Annotated in this window: 13 protein-coding genes and 1 pseudogene; 8 read left to right on the top strand and 6 right to left on the bottom strand. The window is 68.0% G+C overall.

The features are described 5' to 3' along the window. Positions 1 to 75 precede the first annotated feature (75 nt). From G6W55_RS21795 to G6W55_RS21760, 8 genes are all read left to right on the top strand, one after another. Positions 76 to 3,303 carry a BTAD domain-containing putative transcriptional regulator gene (locus G6W55_RS21795; protein WP_175522518.1) on the top strand — a complete coding sequence of 1,076 codons (3,228 nt, stop codon included), beginning with the start codon at positions 76 to 78 and terminating at the stop codon, positions 3,301 to 3,303. A gap of 242 nt (positions 3,304 to 3,545) precedes the next feature. After that, entirely contained in the window at positions 3,546 to 4,118 is a 573-nt protein-coding gene (locus G6W55_RS21790) for a hypothetical protein (RefSeq protein ID WP_175522517.1), read from the top strand. Positions 4,119 to 4,174: 56 nt separating this feature from the next. Further along, positions 4,175 to 4,750, top strand: coding sequence for a hypothetical protein (locus G6W55_RS21785; RefSeq protein ID WP_175522516.1), 576 nt, complete (start codon positions 4,175 to 4,177; stop codon positions 4,748 to 4,750). 46 nt (positions 4,751 to 4,796) lie between these two features. Continuing rightward, on the top strand, positions 4,797 to 5,255 hold the full coding sequence (locus G6W55_RS21780; RefSeq protein WP_175522515.1) for a S26 family signal peptidase: 459 nt from the start codon (positions 4,797 to 4,799) through the stop codon (positions 5,253 to 5,255). A gap of 80 nt (positions 5,256 to 5,335) precedes the next feature. Next, positions 5,336 to 5,542: a hypothetical protein gene (locus G6W55_RS21775; RefSeq protein WP_175522514.1), complete on the top strand. Its 207-nt coding sequence runs from the start codon at positions 5,336 to 5,338 to the stop codon at positions 5,540 to 5,542. A gap of 91 nt (positions 5,543 to 5,633) precedes the next feature. After that, complete coding sequence (locus G6W55_RS21770; protein ID WP_175522513.1) at positions 5,634 to 6,152, top strand: MauE/DoxX family redox-associated membrane protein; 519 nt, start codon at positions 5,634 to 5,636, stop codon at positions 6,150 to 6,152. A gap of 21 nt (positions 6,153 to 6,173) precedes the next feature. Then, complete coding sequence (locus G6W55_RS21765) at positions 6,174 to 8,009, top strand: ABC transporter ATP-binding protein (protein ID WP_175522512.1); 1,836 nt, start codon at positions 6,174 to 6,176, stop codon at positions 8,007 to 8,009. Between the two features lie 127 nt (positions 8,010 to 8,136). Continuing rightward, positions 8,137 to 8,916, top strand: a complete 780-nt coding sequence (locus G6W55_RS21760; RefSeq protein ID WP_309243781.1) for a BTAD domain-containing putative transcriptional regulator — start codon at positions 8,137 to 8,139, stop codon at positions 8,914 to 8,916. 159 nt (positions 8,917 to 9,075) lie between these two features. On the opposite strand, the gene G6W55_RS21755 is transcribed toward G6W55_RS21760, so the two are convergent. The 6 genes and pseudogenes from G6W55_RS21755 to G6W55_RS21730 all read right to left on the bottom strand — a co-directional run. Further along, positions 9,076 to 10,200, bottom strand: coding sequence for an ABC transporter ATP-binding protein (locus G6W55_RS21755; protein WP_175522511.1), 1,125 nt, complete (start codon positions 10,198 to 10,200; stop codon positions 9,076 to 9,078). A gap of 77 nt (positions 10,201 to 10,277) precedes the next feature. After that, a complete protein-coding gene (locus G6W55_RS21750) occupies positions 10,278 to 11,339 on the bottom strand; it encodes an ABC transporter ATP-binding protein (protein ID WP_175522510.1) in 1,062 nt (353 codons plus the stop codon). 21 nt (positions 11,340 to 11,360) lie between these two features. Continuing rightward, positions 11,361 to 12,341, bottom strand: a complete 981-nt coding sequence (locus G6W55_RS21745) for an ABC transporter permease (protein ID WP_175522509.1) — start codon at positions 12,339 to 12,341, stop codon at positions 11,361 to 11,363. A 99-nt stretch (positions 12,342 to 12,440) separates the two neighbouring features. Then, entirely contained in the window at positions 12,441 to 14,246 is a 1,806-nt protein-coding gene (locus G6W55_RS21740; RefSeq protein ID WP_175522508.1) for an ABC transporter substrate-binding protein, read from the bottom strand. A gap of 50 nt (positions 14,247 to 14,296) precedes the next feature. Then, positions 14,297 to 15,331 carry an ABC transporter permease gene (locus G6W55_RS21735; RefSeq protein WP_175522507.1) on the bottom strand — a complete coding sequence of 345 codons (1,035 nt, stop codon included), beginning with the start codon at positions 15,329 to 15,331 and terminating at the stop codon, positions 14,297 to 14,299. A 639-nt stretch (positions 15,332 to 15,970) separates the two neighbouring features. Beyond that, positions 15,971 to 16,722 (bottom strand): annotated as a pseudogene (locus G6W55_RS21730) (translational GTPase TypA); the annotation flags it as partial.

Genomic DNA, 16,722 nt, shown 5'->3' with positions numbered 1-16,722 from the left:
TCTGCCGGGCCCCTGCCGTCGCGGTGGGGCAGGCGGGCGCTCCGGCCGCGTCGAGCCCACGACTATCCTGCTGTCATGCAGCAGGCCTCCATGCAGTTCAGGCTTCTCGGGGTCGCCGAAGTCTCGATCGACGGAACGGCCGTGCCGCTCACGAGCAGACAACGCGCACTGCTGACCACCCTTCTGCTGAAGGCCAATCAGGTCGTCTCCGTCGAGCACATCGCCGACGCCCTGTGGGGCGAGGACATGCCTGCCGCGCCGTCCGCCCGGGTCCGCGCGCTGGTGACCGAACTGCGCCGCGCCCTCGGCCCGCAGCAGCCGTCCCGCATCCTCACCCGCAACCCCGGCTACCTGCTGCGCTGCGACCCCGGCGAGCTGGACCTCCAGGTCCTCGACGACCTGCTCGGCGTCGGTGTGCGCGCCGCGCGGCAGGGCGTCCACGACCAGGCGTGCGCCTACTTCGCCCGGGCGATGAGGCTGTGGCGCGGCGAGCCGTTCACCGACCTGGCGGACCTGGTGGCGGTGCCCGAACGCCACCGGTACGCCGAGTACCGTACGACCGCGGTCGAGGGATGGGCGGAATCCACCATCGCGCTCGGACACTTCGAGTTGGTGGCTGCGGAACTCTCCAAGCTGGTGGCCGAGCAACCCCTGCGGGAGCGGCCCCGCGCTCTGTACATGCGTGCCCTGGCGGGGCTCGGTCGGCGCCCCGAGGCACTGGCCGCCTACCAGGAGTTCCGCTCCCTCCTCGTCGACGAGCTCGGTGTCGGACCCGGCCCGGAACTGCGCAAGCTGCACCATCTGCTGCTCACCGAGGACGAGGCGAACGCCGGCACCGTCCCGGCGGGCCGCCGGCCCGCTGCCGCCTCCCGGTCGACGCCCCGGCAACTGCCGCCCGTGCCCGCGGGGTTCGTCGGCCGGCAGGCCGAGACGGACCTGCTCGACACCCTCGTCCGAGCGCCCGAACGCCTCATCCTGATCGTCGGGGAGGCAGGGGTGGGCAAGACCTCGTTCGCCGCTCGATGGGCCCACCACGCTGCCCGCCAGTACCCCGACGGCCAGCTGTTCCTGAGCATGCGCGGCTTCTGCACGGGCGATCCGATGACGGACACGGAGGCACTGCCGCTGCTGTTGCAGGGCCTGGGATGCAGCACGCGTGACATCCCGCTGGGTGTCGAGGCCCAGGCCGGGCTGTTGCGTACGCTCACGAACGGCAAGCGGATCCTGATGCTCCTGGACAACGTCGGCGATCCGAGCCAGGTCCGGCGGCTGCTTCCCGCCGAACCCGCCTGCCTGACCCTCGTCACCAGCCGTGACCGCCTCGCAGAACTCGTCGCGCTCGACGGAGCGCACCGGGTCAGCCTCGACAGGCTGACCCCGCGCGAGGGCGCCGAACTGATGGCGCGTCACCTCGGCGACGCCATGGTCGACGCCGACGCGCACGCGACAGAGGAACTGCTCGAACTCTGCGGCCGACTGCCGCTCGCCCTGCGCATCGCCCTGGGCTGGATCAAGGGTGGGCCGCACCGCACCCCCCACCACCTGGTCGGCGAACTCCGCGAACACGGGATCCTGGCACGGCTCCGCATCGACGGCGACCGAAGGCATGCCGTCACCGCCGCACTGGACCTCAGCTACGGCGTCCTGCCCCCGCCCGCCCGACGGATGCTGCGCCTGCTCGGGCTCATGCCGCTGGCGAGCATCTCGACACCGTCGGCCGCCGCTCTCGCCGGCCTCGATCGCGACGACGCCGGGTACCAGCTCGAAGCCATGGCCGGCGTCCATCTGATCAGGGAACAGACACCGGACACCTACCACTGGCACGACCTCGTCAGGGAGTACGCCCGCAACCGCTCCCGGCAGGACGACGACGATGCCGCCCGCGCCCTGGCCGTGCACCGGCTCCTGGACCACTACCTCCACACGGTGACGAACGTCGCCACGACATATCGTCACCAGCCGGCCGACCTGCCTCACCCCGCACCGGCCGAGGGTGCTTCTCCCCGCACGTTCGCCGGCCCGCAAGCCGCCGTCGAATGGTTCGACCAGGAGTGGGAGAACATCTCACGGCTGATCACCCACACCGCCGAGAACGGGCCGCACCACTACGCCTGGCTCATGGTCGACGTGATGCAGGACCTCCTCCATCAGCGCCGTGGCCCCACCGAATGGCTCCGTTACGCCGGCTTGGCACTCCAGGCGGCCGTCGCGGCCGAGGACCCGGTCGGCCAGGCCGCCATGCACCACGCACAGGCGCTGGTCCACTGGCGAACGGCCGACTTCGCGGCGGCCCTGCGCTCCTGTGAGCAAGGGTTGTCCCTCGCCAGGGAGAGCGGCTGGCGGCACGGGGAGGCACTGCTCCTGCAAGCCGGCGGCGTCGCGCTCAAGCGCCTCGGGCACGTGTCGCAAGCCCTCGACCAGCACCGGCGGTGCGCCGAGATCAACCAGGCCATCGGCAACGACAGGGGCCGGGCGGCCGCGTTGAACAACCTGGCCTCGACCTACATTTCGCAAGGACGCCTTCAGGCGGCCGAAGAGCAGCTGCTCATCGGCCGCCCGCTCGCCGACGCCGCCGGCGACGTCAGCCTCCAGGCCCTGATGCTCGTCAACCTCGGTCTTGTCTGGCAGCAACAAGGGCGCGCCGACCGGGCCCTGGCCGTACTGACCGAAGCCCTGGACCACTCCGTCACCTCCGCCCTTCCCTATGCCCAGGCAGTCATCCACGAGACGTTCGGCTGGACGTACTGCACAGCCGGCCGGGGAGAAGCCGCCATGGACTCGTTCCGCTCGGCGCTGTCCCTCGCCGTACAGGTCGGAAACCGCACCTGCCACATCGCCTCGCTCTGCGGCATGGCGGCCGTGGAACTGGCCGAACGCCGGCCCGACCAGGCCATCGAATACCTTCGGCCGGCGCAGGAACTGGCACATCGGACCGGCGCCGAGCGCGTCAGCGTCGACTACCACCTCGCCCACTACCACCACCTGCTCGGCAACCAGGACGCCGCCGCGGCGCACCTTCACGATGCGCTCCGGGCCGCCGAGCAGGGCAGCGAACTCGACCTCGCCCGGATCCACCGCCTCCGTGCCGTCGTCCACCACACTCGAGGGGACACCGCGGCGGCCCTCCAGGCATGCGGACACAGCATCGAGGCCGCCCTGCGAACCGGCCAGCTCCTCGACGAAGCCCGCTCCCGGCTGTTGCAGGCGCGCATCGACCCCTCCGTCGACCCGGCAACCGCCCGCGCACTACTGACCGACCTGGCCCTCCCCGACCGCGAGACCGCCGACCCTCTGGCCCTGTAGCCGGGCGGCGAAAGCCGTGAACCGCCCCGATGCGCCAGGCACCCGCTGCGTGTCCTGGGGCGCAGGGGCCTGCCCGCGGCGATGGAGACGGTCCGGCCGACGACGATCGCACCGACCCGCCCGGACCGCGGTCGACAGACCGACGAAAGATCCGCGACAGAGGCAGCGGCAACAGTGGAGCTCGTCTCCCGGAACCACCAGGGGCCCTTCTCACACACCCACATCCGCAATGGAGATGTGCCATGGCGCTGTACCCGATCGCCGTTCTCGCCCTGCTGGCCGCCTGCACCGCGTGTGCTCTCTCCCTGATGGTTTCCCTCAGGGTGAAGAAGGTCCTCGATCCGCTCATCGAGGAAGGCGCCTTCAGCCCCAGTCGCCCGCCGACGGTGGCCATCGGTACGGAGGTCCCTGACTACGGACAGCTGACCGACATCGACGGCAAACCGGTGACCCTGGGCGCCGACCCGGACGGCTCTTGGATCCTCACCTTCCTCTCCACCACATGCAGTGGCTGCAAGGCACAGCTGCCGAGCTACCGGGACTACCTCCGTGGGCAGGGCGTCCCCCGGGACCGGGTGATCTCCGTGGTGTGGGGAGAAGCAGACGAACTCGGCATGTACACCGACGAGATCGGCGACCTGAGCCACATCGTGCACGCGGACGAATTGCCGTCCATCGCCACGGACCTCAAGGTCTCCATCTGGCCTACGTTCTTGATCGTCTCATCGGACCGATCGGTGAGCTTCGCGACGGAGGACGTCGCGCGTCTTCCCGAGCTCGCAGCCACCGAGGCCCGTACGCCGATCACCGCCTGACGGCGGGCCGGGCCGAACTCGATCCCCCTGAACCTCTCCAAGGAAGCAGCAGGTCTGTGCTCTTCATCCTCTTGGTTCTCGCACTGCTCGCCTCCTGTGCGGCGTGCGCGCTCGCCTGGGCACTGACGGCCCGGGTCAAAAAGGTCATCGGTGCGACCCCCGACGTCGCTTCGATCCGCTCGGCCGCCGAGGTGTCGGTGGAGCAGGGCACTCGGATCGCCGGCCTCGACGGGCTGGTCGATGTGGCCGGTGAGCCGTTCTCCCTTCCCGTGGGGTCGGCGCAGCCCTGGGTGCTCGCCTTCCAGTCGCTGGGCTGCGCAGGATGCCGACAGCAGCTGCCCGGCTACCGGAAGTTCCTCGAGGAGCACGGCGTACCGGCCGAGCGGGCGATCTCACTCGCGATCGGGGACCCGGCCGACCTCGGCTGGTTGCGAAGCGGCCTGGACGGGGTGGGCCGCGTCGTGCACGTCGACCAGAACTCACCTGTCGTCGCGAACCTGCAGATCAGCCACTGGCCCACCTACCTCGTCGTCGGTCCCGACGACCGAGTCTTGTTCTCGACACGGAGTTCGGCGCGCCTGACAGCGCCCGATCCACGCAACACCGTGCGCGCATCGGCTCCAGCCGCCTGACCGCGCTGCGAAGCAACCACCGGAACGAACGAGGAGCGATCACACCATGCTGGTGCTGTCGGCCGTCGCCGCGGGCCTCGCCCTGGTGATCACGTGGGCCTCCCGCACCACCGTTCTCATCACGGTCCACGGGAAGAGCATGAAGCCCACACTCCACAGTGGAGACCACGTACTCGTCCGGCGTGGAGCACTGCCGAAGCGGGGACAGCTGGTGGTGGTGGAACAGCCCTCCCAGAAGGGAGAGGCATGGCCGTACGAACCGGCGGGCCTCGGCTGCCGGCACGAGCCGCTGTCCAACCGCAGGTGGCTGATCAAACGCGTGGCCGCTGTGGCGGGTGATCCCGTGCTCCCCGGCCAGCTCGGCAACCGGGACGTCACCGATCGGTGCGTCCCCGAGGGCCACTTCGTTCTCCTCGGTGACAACGCCCGGGTGAGCCTGGATTCCAGGCAGATCGGGTTCTTTCCAGAGAGCCGAATTCTCGGAAAGGTCTGGCGGACACTCTGACGAGGCGCCCGCATGAGCTCCGCGACAGGACCCGGATTCTGCGCGGAAAATTTCCCAACAGGTGAAGGAGATGAATCAGAATGAGAATTCTTCGAACTCTCGGCACGAAGGTGGCCGAGCGCATTCTGCCGAAGACCGAGGCCGCAGCAGGCTGTGCACGTGAGTGCTGGTGTGATCGCTGCACCTGGGGCGGAACCAACTGCCCGCCCAACGGCGGCGGCAGCAACCCCTGTCTGAAGGCGTGCTGCGAGGAACAGAACTGCAAGATCTACTGCCACCTGGTGTAGACACCACGTCGGCCGGAAGCCGGTTCATCCCGCTTCCGGCCGGCGTCGCCGTCGGTCACAGTCATATCCACCGCGGGGGTCGCAGAGGAACATGGACATCCTTTTCGCTTTCAGTAAAATATCGCTCGTTTCCCTTTTCGGTGTATCGGCCGTCATGAAAGCGCGGGACTTGAGCCCGCTTGTCGCCCACCTCGTGCTCACACTGCCTTTGGGGGGCCGGGCCGCGCGGACACTCGCGATGTCGACCGTGGCGGCGGAGGCGGCCATCGTCGTCGCCCTTTTCACGGCACCACGTCTCGGCTTCGCCGCCTCGCTCGTTCTGCTCACCGGGTTCACCGTCCACCTGGCTCGCGTGCTCACCTCGGGAACAGCAACGTCCTGCGCCTGCGCAGGCAGTTCCGATGCCCAGGTCTCCGCGATCCACCTGATCCGGAACGCGATCCTCTTGGCAGTGGCGGCCGCCGGCCTCCTGATGGCACCTCACAGCCACTCCGGTCCGGTGGCCATCAATCTGATCGTCGCCGCGCCCGCCGCGCTCTTCGGCGCCGGAATGCTCTGGCTGGACGAGATGAGCCAGTTCTTCTCTCCGCAATACACCCGTTCGAGCTGACACAGGTATGGAGCTGTTCCCATGAAGACGGCGATCAGGAGAGCGAGCCCGGCCGTCCGAAAGATCGGCAGTGCGGCCCGCCTCAGCGTCTCGGCCGCACCACGGCTGCTGTGCGTCCACATCGCCACGGCCGTCGTCGCTGCCTTGTTGCCGGTCGCCATGGCGTGGCTCACCAAACTGACACTCGACGAACTGTCGGCGGGAAGCTCCCCGGAGCAGGCCGTCGCACCGGCAGCGGCACTGGCGGTCGGAGGCCTGATCGCCGGCATTCTGCCGCATGCCGCGTCCTATGTGCGCGGCTGCCTGGAAAGGCAGGTCGGGCTCCATGCCCAGACCCGGCTCTTCGAGGCCGTGGGGCGGATCATCGGGCTCGGCCCCTTCGAGAACCCCGCCTTTCTGGATCGTCTGAGCCTTGCCAAACAGGCCGGTGGAAGAGCGCCGTTGCAGGTGGTCGACGGATTCGTCGGGGCATCCAGGTCGGTGGTCACCATGGCGGCCTTCGTCGGTTCCCTGTCGGTCGTGTCACCGGAGTTGTCCGTCTTCGTCGTCGTCTTCGGGTTTCCCGTCATCTTCGCCGAGGTGCTCCTGGCGCGAAAGCGAGCCGCGATGATGTGGGGCATCAGCCCCACCGAGCGGCGGGAACTCTTCTACAACCAGCTGCTCTCCAACGTCGATGCGGCCAAGGAGATCCGCCTCCACTCGCTGGGGCGCTTCCTGCGCAACCGGATGCTCGACGACAAACGGCTCATCAACTCCGCGCGGCAGAAGATGGATCGGCACACGTTCCGCGTTCAGGCCGGGCTGGGACTGATGGCGGCGCTGGTGGCTGGAGCCGGGCTGCTGTGGGCTGTGCGTGCGGTGGACTCGGGACGGCTGACGCTCGGGGACATCACCATGCTGGTCGCCGCGATCGCGGCCGTACAGTCCGGGTTGGCACAGTTCGCCGCGCAGACTGCCGTGGCACACGAGGCGCTGGTGATGTTCGGCCACTACGAGGCCGTCACCCGTGCCGAGCCGGATCTGGTGGTCGACGTGGCGCCCCGGGCGATCGCCCCGTTGACCGGCAGGATCGAGCTGCATGACGTCTGGTTCCGGTATGCGGAGGACGCCGACTGGGTGCTGCGTGGAGTGAACCTGAGCATCGAGGCGGGACGTTCCGTCGCGATCGTCGGTCTGAACGGGGCCGGCAAGTCCACGCTCGTCAAGCTCCTGTGCAGGTTCTACGATCCCACGCGCGGCCGCATCCTCTGGGACGGTGTCGACCTGAGGCACTTCGACGTGGACGAGCTGCGCAGCAGAATGGGCGCCGTGTTCCAGGACTTCATGCACTACGACATGACCGCCGGCGAAAACATCGCACTGGGTGATCTGAGCGCGCTGGGCGACATTGCGCGCCTCCACGACGCAGCCGAACACGCTGGAATCCACAAGAAGATCTCCGGTCTTCCTCGCGGCTACGACACATTGCTCTCGAGAACCTTCTATCTGGAGTCCGAGAAAGGACTCGAGGATTCCGGAGTGCTCCTCTCCGGAGGAGAATGGCAGCGTGTGGCCCTGGCTCGTGTGTTCCTGCGCAGTGACCGTGACTTCCTGATCCTCGACGAGCCGACCTCAGGACTCGATCCGGAGGCCGAGTACGAGCTGCACTCGGCGCTGAAAGCGCTCCGAGAAGGGCGCACCAGCCTGGTGATATCTCACCGACTGGGCACTGTTCGAACTGCGGACCACATTGTCGTGCTGGCACAGGGGATAGTGACGGAATCGGGGTCGCACGAAGAACTGATGAGCCGCGAGGGCGTCTACGCGAAGCTCTTCCGGGCCCAGGCGGCCGGCTACTCGCCGCAGGAGGTTCCCTGACAGGAACGCGATGACCACAGCGCGCCGCTCGCTGCCGGTCCCACCACCCATGCAGATTCCATGCAGCGTTCCTGCATCGGGCTGCCACAGTCCTACCGGCACCATTCGACCGACGGTAGGAGAAGCGGTGGAGATACGCATTCTGGGTCCGGTGGGGCTGTGCGGGCCCGGGGAGGAGACATCCGTGATGCCGGAGCGGGTCCGACGGTTCCTGGCCGCCCTGGCATGGCGTCCGAACAGTTTCGTCGCGGACGACGCGGCTGTGGAACAGGTCTGGGGGGACGACCCGCCCCAGCGTCCTCGTGACGCCCTCTACACCTGTGCCACCCGGTTGCGTCGTGCCTTCGCGGAACGCCGGCTGGACGCACCGTGTCCCGTGATCCGGCGGGCGGGCGGCTACGTCCTCATGGTCGATCCCGGCTGCATCGACCTGCACCGGTCTCGACGCCTCGTCTGCCAGGCGCGGAACGCGGCACGCGAGGGGGATCCCGTCGCCGCAGTCGCTCTGTACGACAGTGCGCTCGAACTCTGGAGCGGCATCCCGCTGTCGGACCTCGGTTCCCCCTGGGCGGCCGCGGCACGGATCTCGCTGGAACAGGAGCGGCTTGCGAATGTGATCGGTCGGCTCAGGATCGACTTGCGGCTGGGCCACCACATGGAGAACGTCCCCGTGCTCCATCGACTCGCTGCGGACCACCCGTTCGACGAGGCCATCGCCGAGATGCTCATGCTCGCGCTGTACCGGAGCGGGCGTCAGACCGAGGCCCTGGGCTGCTTCGACCTGATGCGCCGTCGCCTGATCGACCAACTGGGAGACGAACCGGGCGCCGCTCTCCGGGAACTGCAGCAGAAGGTTCTGTGCAGAGATCCTTCGCTCGAACCGGGTCACGAGCTCGTCGTGTTCTGAGTTCGGCATTGTGCTCGCCCGTCACCCGCCCCGGTGATCCGCGGTGCTCGTCGGGGCGGTGGGGGCGGCCGTTGTCGGCGCTTCGGGATGTCGACGTCGCGAAGCACGAGAACGGCCTCTCCGTGTCGCCCTGTGCCGTGCCGGCAACCGGCCCCGGGGCTACGGCTCCCCCTGCCCCTCCTCCAGCGCCGCCAGTGCCGGGTCCAGCACGATGTCCTCGTCCCGGGCCTCGATCGTCGGCTCCTCCGGGAAGTGGCAGGCCGTCAGATGCCCCTCGTGGTTGCCGGCGATACGGACCAACGGCGGTTCCTCGGTGCGGCACTTGTCCTGTGCCTTCCAGCACCGGGTGCGGAACCGGCAGCCGGACGGCGGGGAGATGGGCGAGGGCACGTCCCCGGCCAGCCGGATCCGCTCCCGCTGCGGCGCCGCGCCCTCGGTGACGGACACCTCGGGGACCGCGGACAGCAGGGCGTGGGTGTAGGGGTGCCGGGGGCGGGTGTAGATGGAGTCCCGGTCGCCCACCTCGATGATCTTGCCGAGGTACATGACCGCGACGCGCTGCGAGAAGTGCCGTACGACGGCCAGGTCGTGGGCGATGAACAGGAAGGCGATGCCGAGGTCGCGCTGCACCTGCTGGAGCAGGTTGACGACCTGGGCCTGGATGGAGACGTCGAGCGCGGAGACGGGCTCGTCGGCCACGATGAGCTTGGGTTCCAGGGCCAGGGCGCGGGCGACACCGATGCGCTGGCGCTGGCCGCCGGAGAACTCGTGGGGGAAGCGGTTGTAGTGCTCGGGGTTGAGACCCACGATCTCCAGCAGCTCGCGTACGCGTTTCTCGCGGCCGCCCGCCGGATCGAGACCGTTGATCTCCATCGGACCGGAGATGATCTTGCCGACCGTCTGCCGGGGGTTCAGCGAGGAGTAGGGATCCTGGAAGATCATCTGGATCTCGGACCGCATCGGCGCGAGCTGCTTGCGCGTGGCGTGACTGATGTCCCGCCCCCGGTAGGCGATCCGTCCGCCGGTGGGCTCCAGGAGCCGGGTGATCAGACGGCCCGTCGTCGACTTGCCGCAGCCCGATTCCCCCACCAGCCCGAAGCTCTCCCCGACCCCCACGGTCAGGTCGATGCCGTCCACCGCCTGCACCTGGCCGACCGTGCGCCGGATCGGGAAGCCGCCCTTGACCGGGAAGTGCTTGGTGAGCCCCTCCACGACCAACAGCGGCTCCCCGTCGACGGCCTCGGCCGCCCGGGGAGCGGGAAGGACAAGTTCCTCTTTCGTCACGTGCTCCTCCTCAGAGCCGGCGGGCTGTGTCCCCGGCCGTGGCTCCATCACGACCGGTGCTCCATCACGACCGGGTGCTATCCCAACCGGGGCTTGATCTCGTCGGCGAAGATGGTCCGTTTCTGGTCCGCCGCCAGATGGCAGGCCGAGGAACGGTCCGGTGCCAGCAGCGGGCGTTCGGTGACGCAGCGACCGCCGCCGACCCGGTCCTGGAAGGTGCAGCGCGGATGGAAGCGGCAGCCCGGCGGCGGGTTCAGCAGGGACGGCGGGGCGCCGGGGATGGGCGCCAGCGGGGTGCTCAGGTCCGAGTCCAGCCGGGGCATCGAGTTCAACAGGCCCCAGGTGTACGGATGCCGGGGCGAGCGCAGCACCTCGTCCACCGTGCCGCGCTCGATGGCGCTGCCCGCGTACATCACCATGATGTCGTCGGCCATGTCGGCGATCACGCCAAGGTCGTGCGTGATGAAGATGATCGCCGAACCGGTGTCCCGCTGGAGGTCCTTGAGCAGGTCCAGGATCTGCGCCTGCACGGTCACGTCGAGCGCGGTGGTCGGCTCGTCGGCGATCAGCAGGTCGGGATCGCAGACCAGCGCCATCGCGATCATCGCGCGCTGGCGCATCCCGCCGGAGAACTGGTGCGGATAGTCCTTCGCCCGTTCCTTGGGATTCGGGATGCCGACCTTGCCGAGCATCTCCACCGTCCGCTCCCAGGCCGCCCGTTTGGACGCGCCCCGGTGCTTCATGTAGGGCTCGGCGATCTGCCGGCCCACCGTGTAGTACGGGGAGAGCGCGGTCAGCGGGTCCTGGAAGATCATGGCGACCTTGTTGCCGCGGATCCGCTCCAGCTCCGACTCGCGGGCCGTGGTCAGCTCCTGCCCCTCCAGCAGGATCTCCCCCTCGACGGTGGTGAACATCGGGTTGTGCAGCCCCAGGACGGTCAGGTTGGTCACGGACTTCCCGGAACCCGACTCGCCGACGATGCCGAGGGTCCGGCCCCGTTCGAGGTCGAAGGAGAGCCCGTCGACGGCCCGGACGACACCGTCCTCGGTGCGGAAACTGACGTGCAGGTCCCGCACCGAGAGGAACGCGCCCGCGCCGGCCGGTGCGGGCGCCCCGGCCTCCTTGGTCACAGTGGTCACGACAGTGCTCCTCACAGCGGGTCAGGACAGCCGTACGCGCGGGTCGATGAAGGCGTAGGCGGCGTCGACGACGATGTTGCACAGCAGGATCACCGCGGCCGCGAACAGCATCACGCCCAGCAGCAGCGGCAGATCGCTGAACTGCACCGACTCCACCGCCAGATGCCCGAGGCCGGGCAGTCCGAAGGTGTACTCGGTGATGATCGCGCCGCCGAGCATCGAGCTGAGGTCGATGCCGAGGATGGTGACGATCGGGATGAGGGAGCCGCGCCAGGCGTACCGGAAGAAGACGTACCGACGGCTCATGCCCTTGGCGCGGGCGGTACGGATGTGCTCCTCCTGGAGCTGTTCGATCATCGAGGAGCGCGCCATACGGGTGTACTGCGCCGCGAAGATCGTGGAGAGCACCACCCAGGGGATGATCAGTCCGGTGAACCAGGCGAGCGGATCCTCGGTCACCTCGGTGTACCGGGGTTCGTCGAACAGATGCGTCTGGTAGACCAGCACGGCGAGGGCGAGCGGGCCCAGGAAGTAGATCTGCATCGAGCTGAGCACCATCGAGCCCGCGGTGAAGGACTTGTCGACCAGCGTCCCGCGCCGCCAGGCGGCCAGCATGCCGGTGCCGAGGCCGACGAAGAGGAAGACGACGGTCGCACCGAGGGCGAGCGAGACCGTGAGCGGCAGCCGGTCCATCAGGGTCGACCAGACCTGCTCGTTGGTGTGGTACGAGTAGCCGAAGCAGGGGGCGGGGCAGGGTCCCTGGGCGAAATCGTCCCGTCCCATGACCAGCCCCTGGAGGAAGATCCAGAACTGCTCGGGGACCGACTTGTCGATGCCGAGGGTGCGGTGGATGTTCTCCAGCGCGTCGGGCGTGCACGTCTTGCCGCACATCAGCAGTGCCGGATCGCGCGGCATGCCGAAGAAGAGCAGGAAGGCGACGACGGTCAGCAGGACCAGGATCACGATCGATCCGAGGGTCCGGCGAAGGAGGAAGCGCAGCATCTCAAGGGCAGCTTTCGGACTCGAAGGCCGTACGGCCGCCCGGTGCGCCCCGCCGCGCGAGTGGGACGGGACACACCGGGCACCGTGCTCGGGAAGGGGTTACTTCACGAACAGCCTGCGCGGGTCGACGCCGCCGATGACGTCGTCGTACACGAGGCCGCCGATCTTGGAGCCGGCGATCTGGGTCTGCTTGTAGTAGGCCGTCGGGATGTTGGAGACGACCTCCTTCACGATGTACTCGTTGATCGCGTTCCAGGCTTCCGCGGCCTTCACCGGGTCGGTGATGGTGGCCGCCTTGTCGATGTCCGCGTTCACCTTCTCGTCGTTGATGTGCGAGTAGTTGGCCGCGCCGTCCTGGATCTGGCGGCCGTCGTACAGCGGCGGGATGACGGTCGAGGCGCTCGGCCAGTCGGCGCCCCACGCGGTGTGGTAGATGTCGAAGTTGTTCTCGACCTTGCCGATCTGGTCGTAGTACGTCTCGGCCGGGATCTCCTGGCGCTGGACGTCGAAGCCGGCCTTCTCCAGGCCCGCCGCCATGGCGGTGGAGTACTGCTGGCCCTCGGGCGTGTTGATGTAGCCGAAGGTCAGCTTCAGGCCCACCTTGCCGGCCTTCTCCAGCAGTTCCTTCGCCTTGGCCGGGTCACCGGCGGGCTTCTTCTTCTTGCCGAAGGGGTCGAAGTTCGGGTTGTAGCCGGAGACGGTCGGGCTGATCAGACCGCCGGCGACCTCGCGGGCCGCGGCGCCGCCGTAGGCGCGCACGAACGGGGTGATCGGCAGCGCGTAGGCGATGGCCTCGCGGACCGTCTTGTTCTGCATCTCCGGGTGCGACAGATTGATGTCGATCTGGCCGACGTAGGGCTGGTAGCCGGAGATCGTGCGGGACTTCAGCGAGCCGTCGGCGAGGACCTTGGAGAGGTTTCCGGCGTCCACCTCGTTGGAGAAGCTGACCGAGCTGGCATTGACACCGGAGTCGTCGAGGATGGCCTTGGTGGAGTCCTCGAACTGCTTGTTGAAGGCGAAGTTGAACTGGTCGACGTACTGGTGCCGGATCGGGTCGGTGTTCGGGTCCCAGTTGGTGTTCTTCACCAGGACCATCGACTTGCCGGACTTGAACTCCTTGATCTTGTACGGGCCCGCCGTCATCGGGGACTTGTCGTACTTCTCCTTGGTGTCGTTCTTCTCGGAGACGATCGAGTAGCCGGCCATGGCCAGCGCGTACGGCAGGTCGGGCTTGGCCTTCTTGAACTTGAAGACGATCGTCTTCGCGTCCGGCGTCTCCAGGACGGAGTCCGGCAGGTGCTTGCCGTTGTACGGACCGTCCTTGAGCAGGTTGCGGTACTCGGTGCCCGGTGTGTCGGCCAGCCACTGCTGGATGAAGGTCGGGCCGTTGGAGATGAAGGGAGCGAAGAGGCGCTCGAAGGTGTGGCGCACGTCGGTGGCGGTGATCGCGGAGCCGTCGGCCCACTTGACCCCGTCCTTCAGCGTGTACTTCCAGGTCCTGCCGCCGTCGGTGGTGGTGCCGCTGTCGGTGGCCAGGTCACCGACGACCTCGTGCTTCTTGCCGTCGTCGCTGGTCGCCTTGTACCCGGTCAGACCTCTGTGGATGACCTGCGACAGGGCCATCTCGTCCGAGACGTAGATCTGCGCGGGGTCGAGGTGCGCGAAGCTGTCCCGCTGTGGCACCGTGATCGTGCCGCCCGGCTTGGCGCCGGGGACCTCGGCGGCCGGGCCGGTCGACGCCTTGGCGTCACCGAAGTCGATCGACGACTGCTGCCGTGCGGCGTTGTCCTTGTCGTCCTTGTTGCTTCCTTCCTTGCTGCCTCCCTCGCTGCATCCGGAGAGCACCAGCGCTCCGGCCGCGAAGAGGGAGAGCGCGGCGTACGCGCGGCGTCCGTCCTTACCCATCACTCGTTTCCCACCCATCTCTGTCGGTTCAGCAGTGCGTGATGTGCGGGTCAGCGCGCCGTCTTGGGGTCGAAGGCGTCCCTGACCGAGTCCCCGAGCAGGTTGAACGCCACGATGAAGATGATCATCGAGACGCCGGGGAAGAACATGTACGTGATGTCGTTCTGCATCACGAGTTCGGTCGCCGCCTTGGAGAACATCTGGCCCCAGTCCGGCGTCGGTTCGACCAGACCGACCCCGAGGAAGGACAGACCGGCCTCGGCGGTCACGAAGTTCGGCAGCATGTACGTGGCCTGCACCAGGATCGGGGTGACCACGTTCGGGAGGATCTCCCGGCGGATGATCCGGCCCGGTGGCGCCCCGCTCACCTTGGCCGCCTCGATGAACTCCCGCTCGCGCAGGGCGAGGGCGGTGCCGCGCAGGATGCGGGCCAGGCTCATCCAGCCGAGGAACCACATCACCCCGATCAGCGCGACGACACGGACGTAGACCGGTGTCTCGTCGCGTGGGCTGACGAACAGGGAGACCGCGACCGGCATGCTCGCGATGAAGAACAGCTGGGAGGGGATGGCCAGCAGGAAGTCGATGAGCCGGCTGATCAGGAAGTCCGTCCGGCCGCCGAGGTAGCCGGCCGCGACCCCGAGGACGATGCCGGTGAGCACGGTGGCGACGGTGACGGCCAGGGAGATGCCGAGCGAGTTGCGGATGCCGTAGAGCAGCTTGGTGAAGACGTCGTAGCCGTTGCCCGGTTCGAGGCCGAACCAGAACTCGCCGCTGATACCGCCGTTGGGCTGCACCGGCACGCCCGCGCTGTCGAACAGCTCCGGCCGTTCGTCCGCGTAGACGGTGTACGGATTCTTTCCGTAGAGCTTGGCGATCAGCGGGGCGAGCAGTCCGATCAGGAAGAAGAACACGACGACGTAGGCCGAGATCACGCCCGCGCGGTCGCGCTTGAAGCGGAGCCACATCAGCTGGCCCGGAGACCGGCCGACGGGCACCTTGGCGTCGGGCCCGGTCGCCGGCGCCGGATCGCCGTCGACGAGGAGCGGGGTGCCGCCGCCCTCGATGTCGGTAGGACTTGTCACAGTTCGCCCATTTCACAAGTGTGGGTGCGCCGAACGGCGACCTGCGCACGAAGGCGCGATCGCTGACCGGTTGGCACGACGGGACGTCAGATCACGGCCGGAAGCGGCTGAGAACCCACAGCCGGACGCGCGTAGCCGAACGACCGCACGGGGCGGCCGGAGTCGAACTCAGTGACAGACGCCGCGAACAGGGACGGACGGGTCTGGTATCGAATGCAGGGACGGCATGGGACTCCTCTTCGTGACTCCGCGTTCACCAACAGGAGGGGGCGCACGCCTGTCCCCCGTCAGCCTTGACGGAGGGTCAGACACCCCCTGGTGCTCATGAGTCGGCGCCGCCCCCACAGCGCGAGACCCGTTGACCCGAGCGCCACGCGGCTAACTATCTGGCATGGGCCAGGCGCCGACCACCGTCTTTAAATCTCAATTCAGTCACAGCCGCCGCTTAGATCTTCCAAAAAGCGGACAAACACTCTGCCGCGAGAAGGCGCGAAACGGACGTGTTACATGGGTATCGGTTGGCGATCTCCGCAATACGGACAGTTCGCGCGACAAAATGGGTTGCGAAAAGCCCGGGCACCCCCACCATGGGGACACCCGGGCTTCGGCGATGCGCCGCGTCGGTGAACTACCCGCGCATCAGGCGTGCTTGGCGCGGCTCGCGGTGCGGGCGCGGTCACGCTGGTCCAGGACGACCTTGCGGATGCGCACGGCCTCCGGGGTCACCTCGACGCACTCGTCGTCCCGGCAGAACTCCAGGGACTGCTCCAGGGAGAGCTTGCGCGGCGGCACGATCGCCTCGAACGAGTCGGCCGAGGACGACCGCATGTTCGTGAGCTTCTTCTCCTTGGTGATGTTCACGTCCATGTCGTCGGAGCGCGAGTTCTCGCCGACGATCATGCCCTCGTACACCTCGGTGCCGGGGTCGGTGAACAGCACACCGCGCTCCTGGAGGTTGGTCATCGCGAACGCGGTGACGGCACCGGAGCGGTCGGCGACCAGGGAGCCGTTGTTACGGGTCTGGAGGGTGCCGAACCAGGGCTCGAAGCCCTCGTGGATCGAGTGCCCGATGCCCGTGCCGCGGGTCTGGGTCAGGAACTCCGTCCGGAAGCCGATCAGACCGCGGGAGGGCACCACGAACTCCATACGGACCCAGCCGGAGCCGTGGTTCGACATGTTGTCCATCCGGCCCTTGCGGACGCCCATGAGCTGCGTGACCGCGCCCATGTGCTCCTCGGGCACGTCGATCGTCATGCGCTCGACGGGCTCGTACGTCTTGCCGTCGACGTCCTTGGTGACGACCTGGGGCTTGCCGATGGTCAGCTCGAAGCCCTCACGGCGCATCTGCTCGACCAGGATGGCCAGCGCCAGCTCACCGCGGCCCTGCACCT

This window comes from Streptomyces sp. CAI-85 (assembly GCF_013363615.1).
Taxonomy (GTDB): Bacteria; Actinomycetota; Actinomycetes; order Streptomycetales; family Streptomycetaceae; genus Streptomyces; species Streptomyces antibioticus_B.
Note: the sequence above shows the minus strand (reverse complement) of the source record. Positions and strands in the feature narration are given on the sequence as shown.

Coding starts and splice junctions, on each gene's coding strand:
- G6W55_RS21790 (WP_175522517.1), top strand. CDS start 3,546: ATGGCGCTGTACCCGATCGCCGTTCTCGCCCTGCTGGCCGCCTGCACC.
- G6W55_RS21795 (WP_175522518.1), top strand. CDS start 76: ATGCAGCAGGCCTCCATGCAGTTCAGGCTTCTCGGGGTCGCCGAAGTC.
- G6W55_RS21745 (WP_175522509.1), bottom strand. CDS start 12,341: ATGCTGCGCTTCCTCCTTCGCCGGACCCTCGGATCGATCGTGATCCTG.
- G6W55_RS21765 (WP_175522512.1), top strand. CDS start 6,174: ATGAAGACGGCGATCAGGAGAGCGAGCCCGGCCGTCCGAAAGATCGGC.
- G6W55_RS21740 (WP_175522508.1), bottom strand. CDS start 14,246: ATGGGTAAGGACGGACGCCGCGCGTACGCCGCGCTCTCCCTCTTCGCG.
- G6W55_RS21775 (WP_175522514.1), top strand. CDS start 5,336: ATGAGAATTCTTCGAACTCTCGGCACGAAGGTGGCCGAGCGCATTCTG.
- G6W55_RS21780 (WP_175522515.1), top strand. CDS start 4,797: ATGCTGGTGCTGTCGGCCGTCGCCGCGGGCCTCGCCCTGGTGATCACG.
- G6W55_RS21770 (WP_175522513.1), top strand. CDS start 5,634: ATGGACATCCTTTTCGCTTTCAGTAAAATATCGCTCGTTTCCCTTTTC.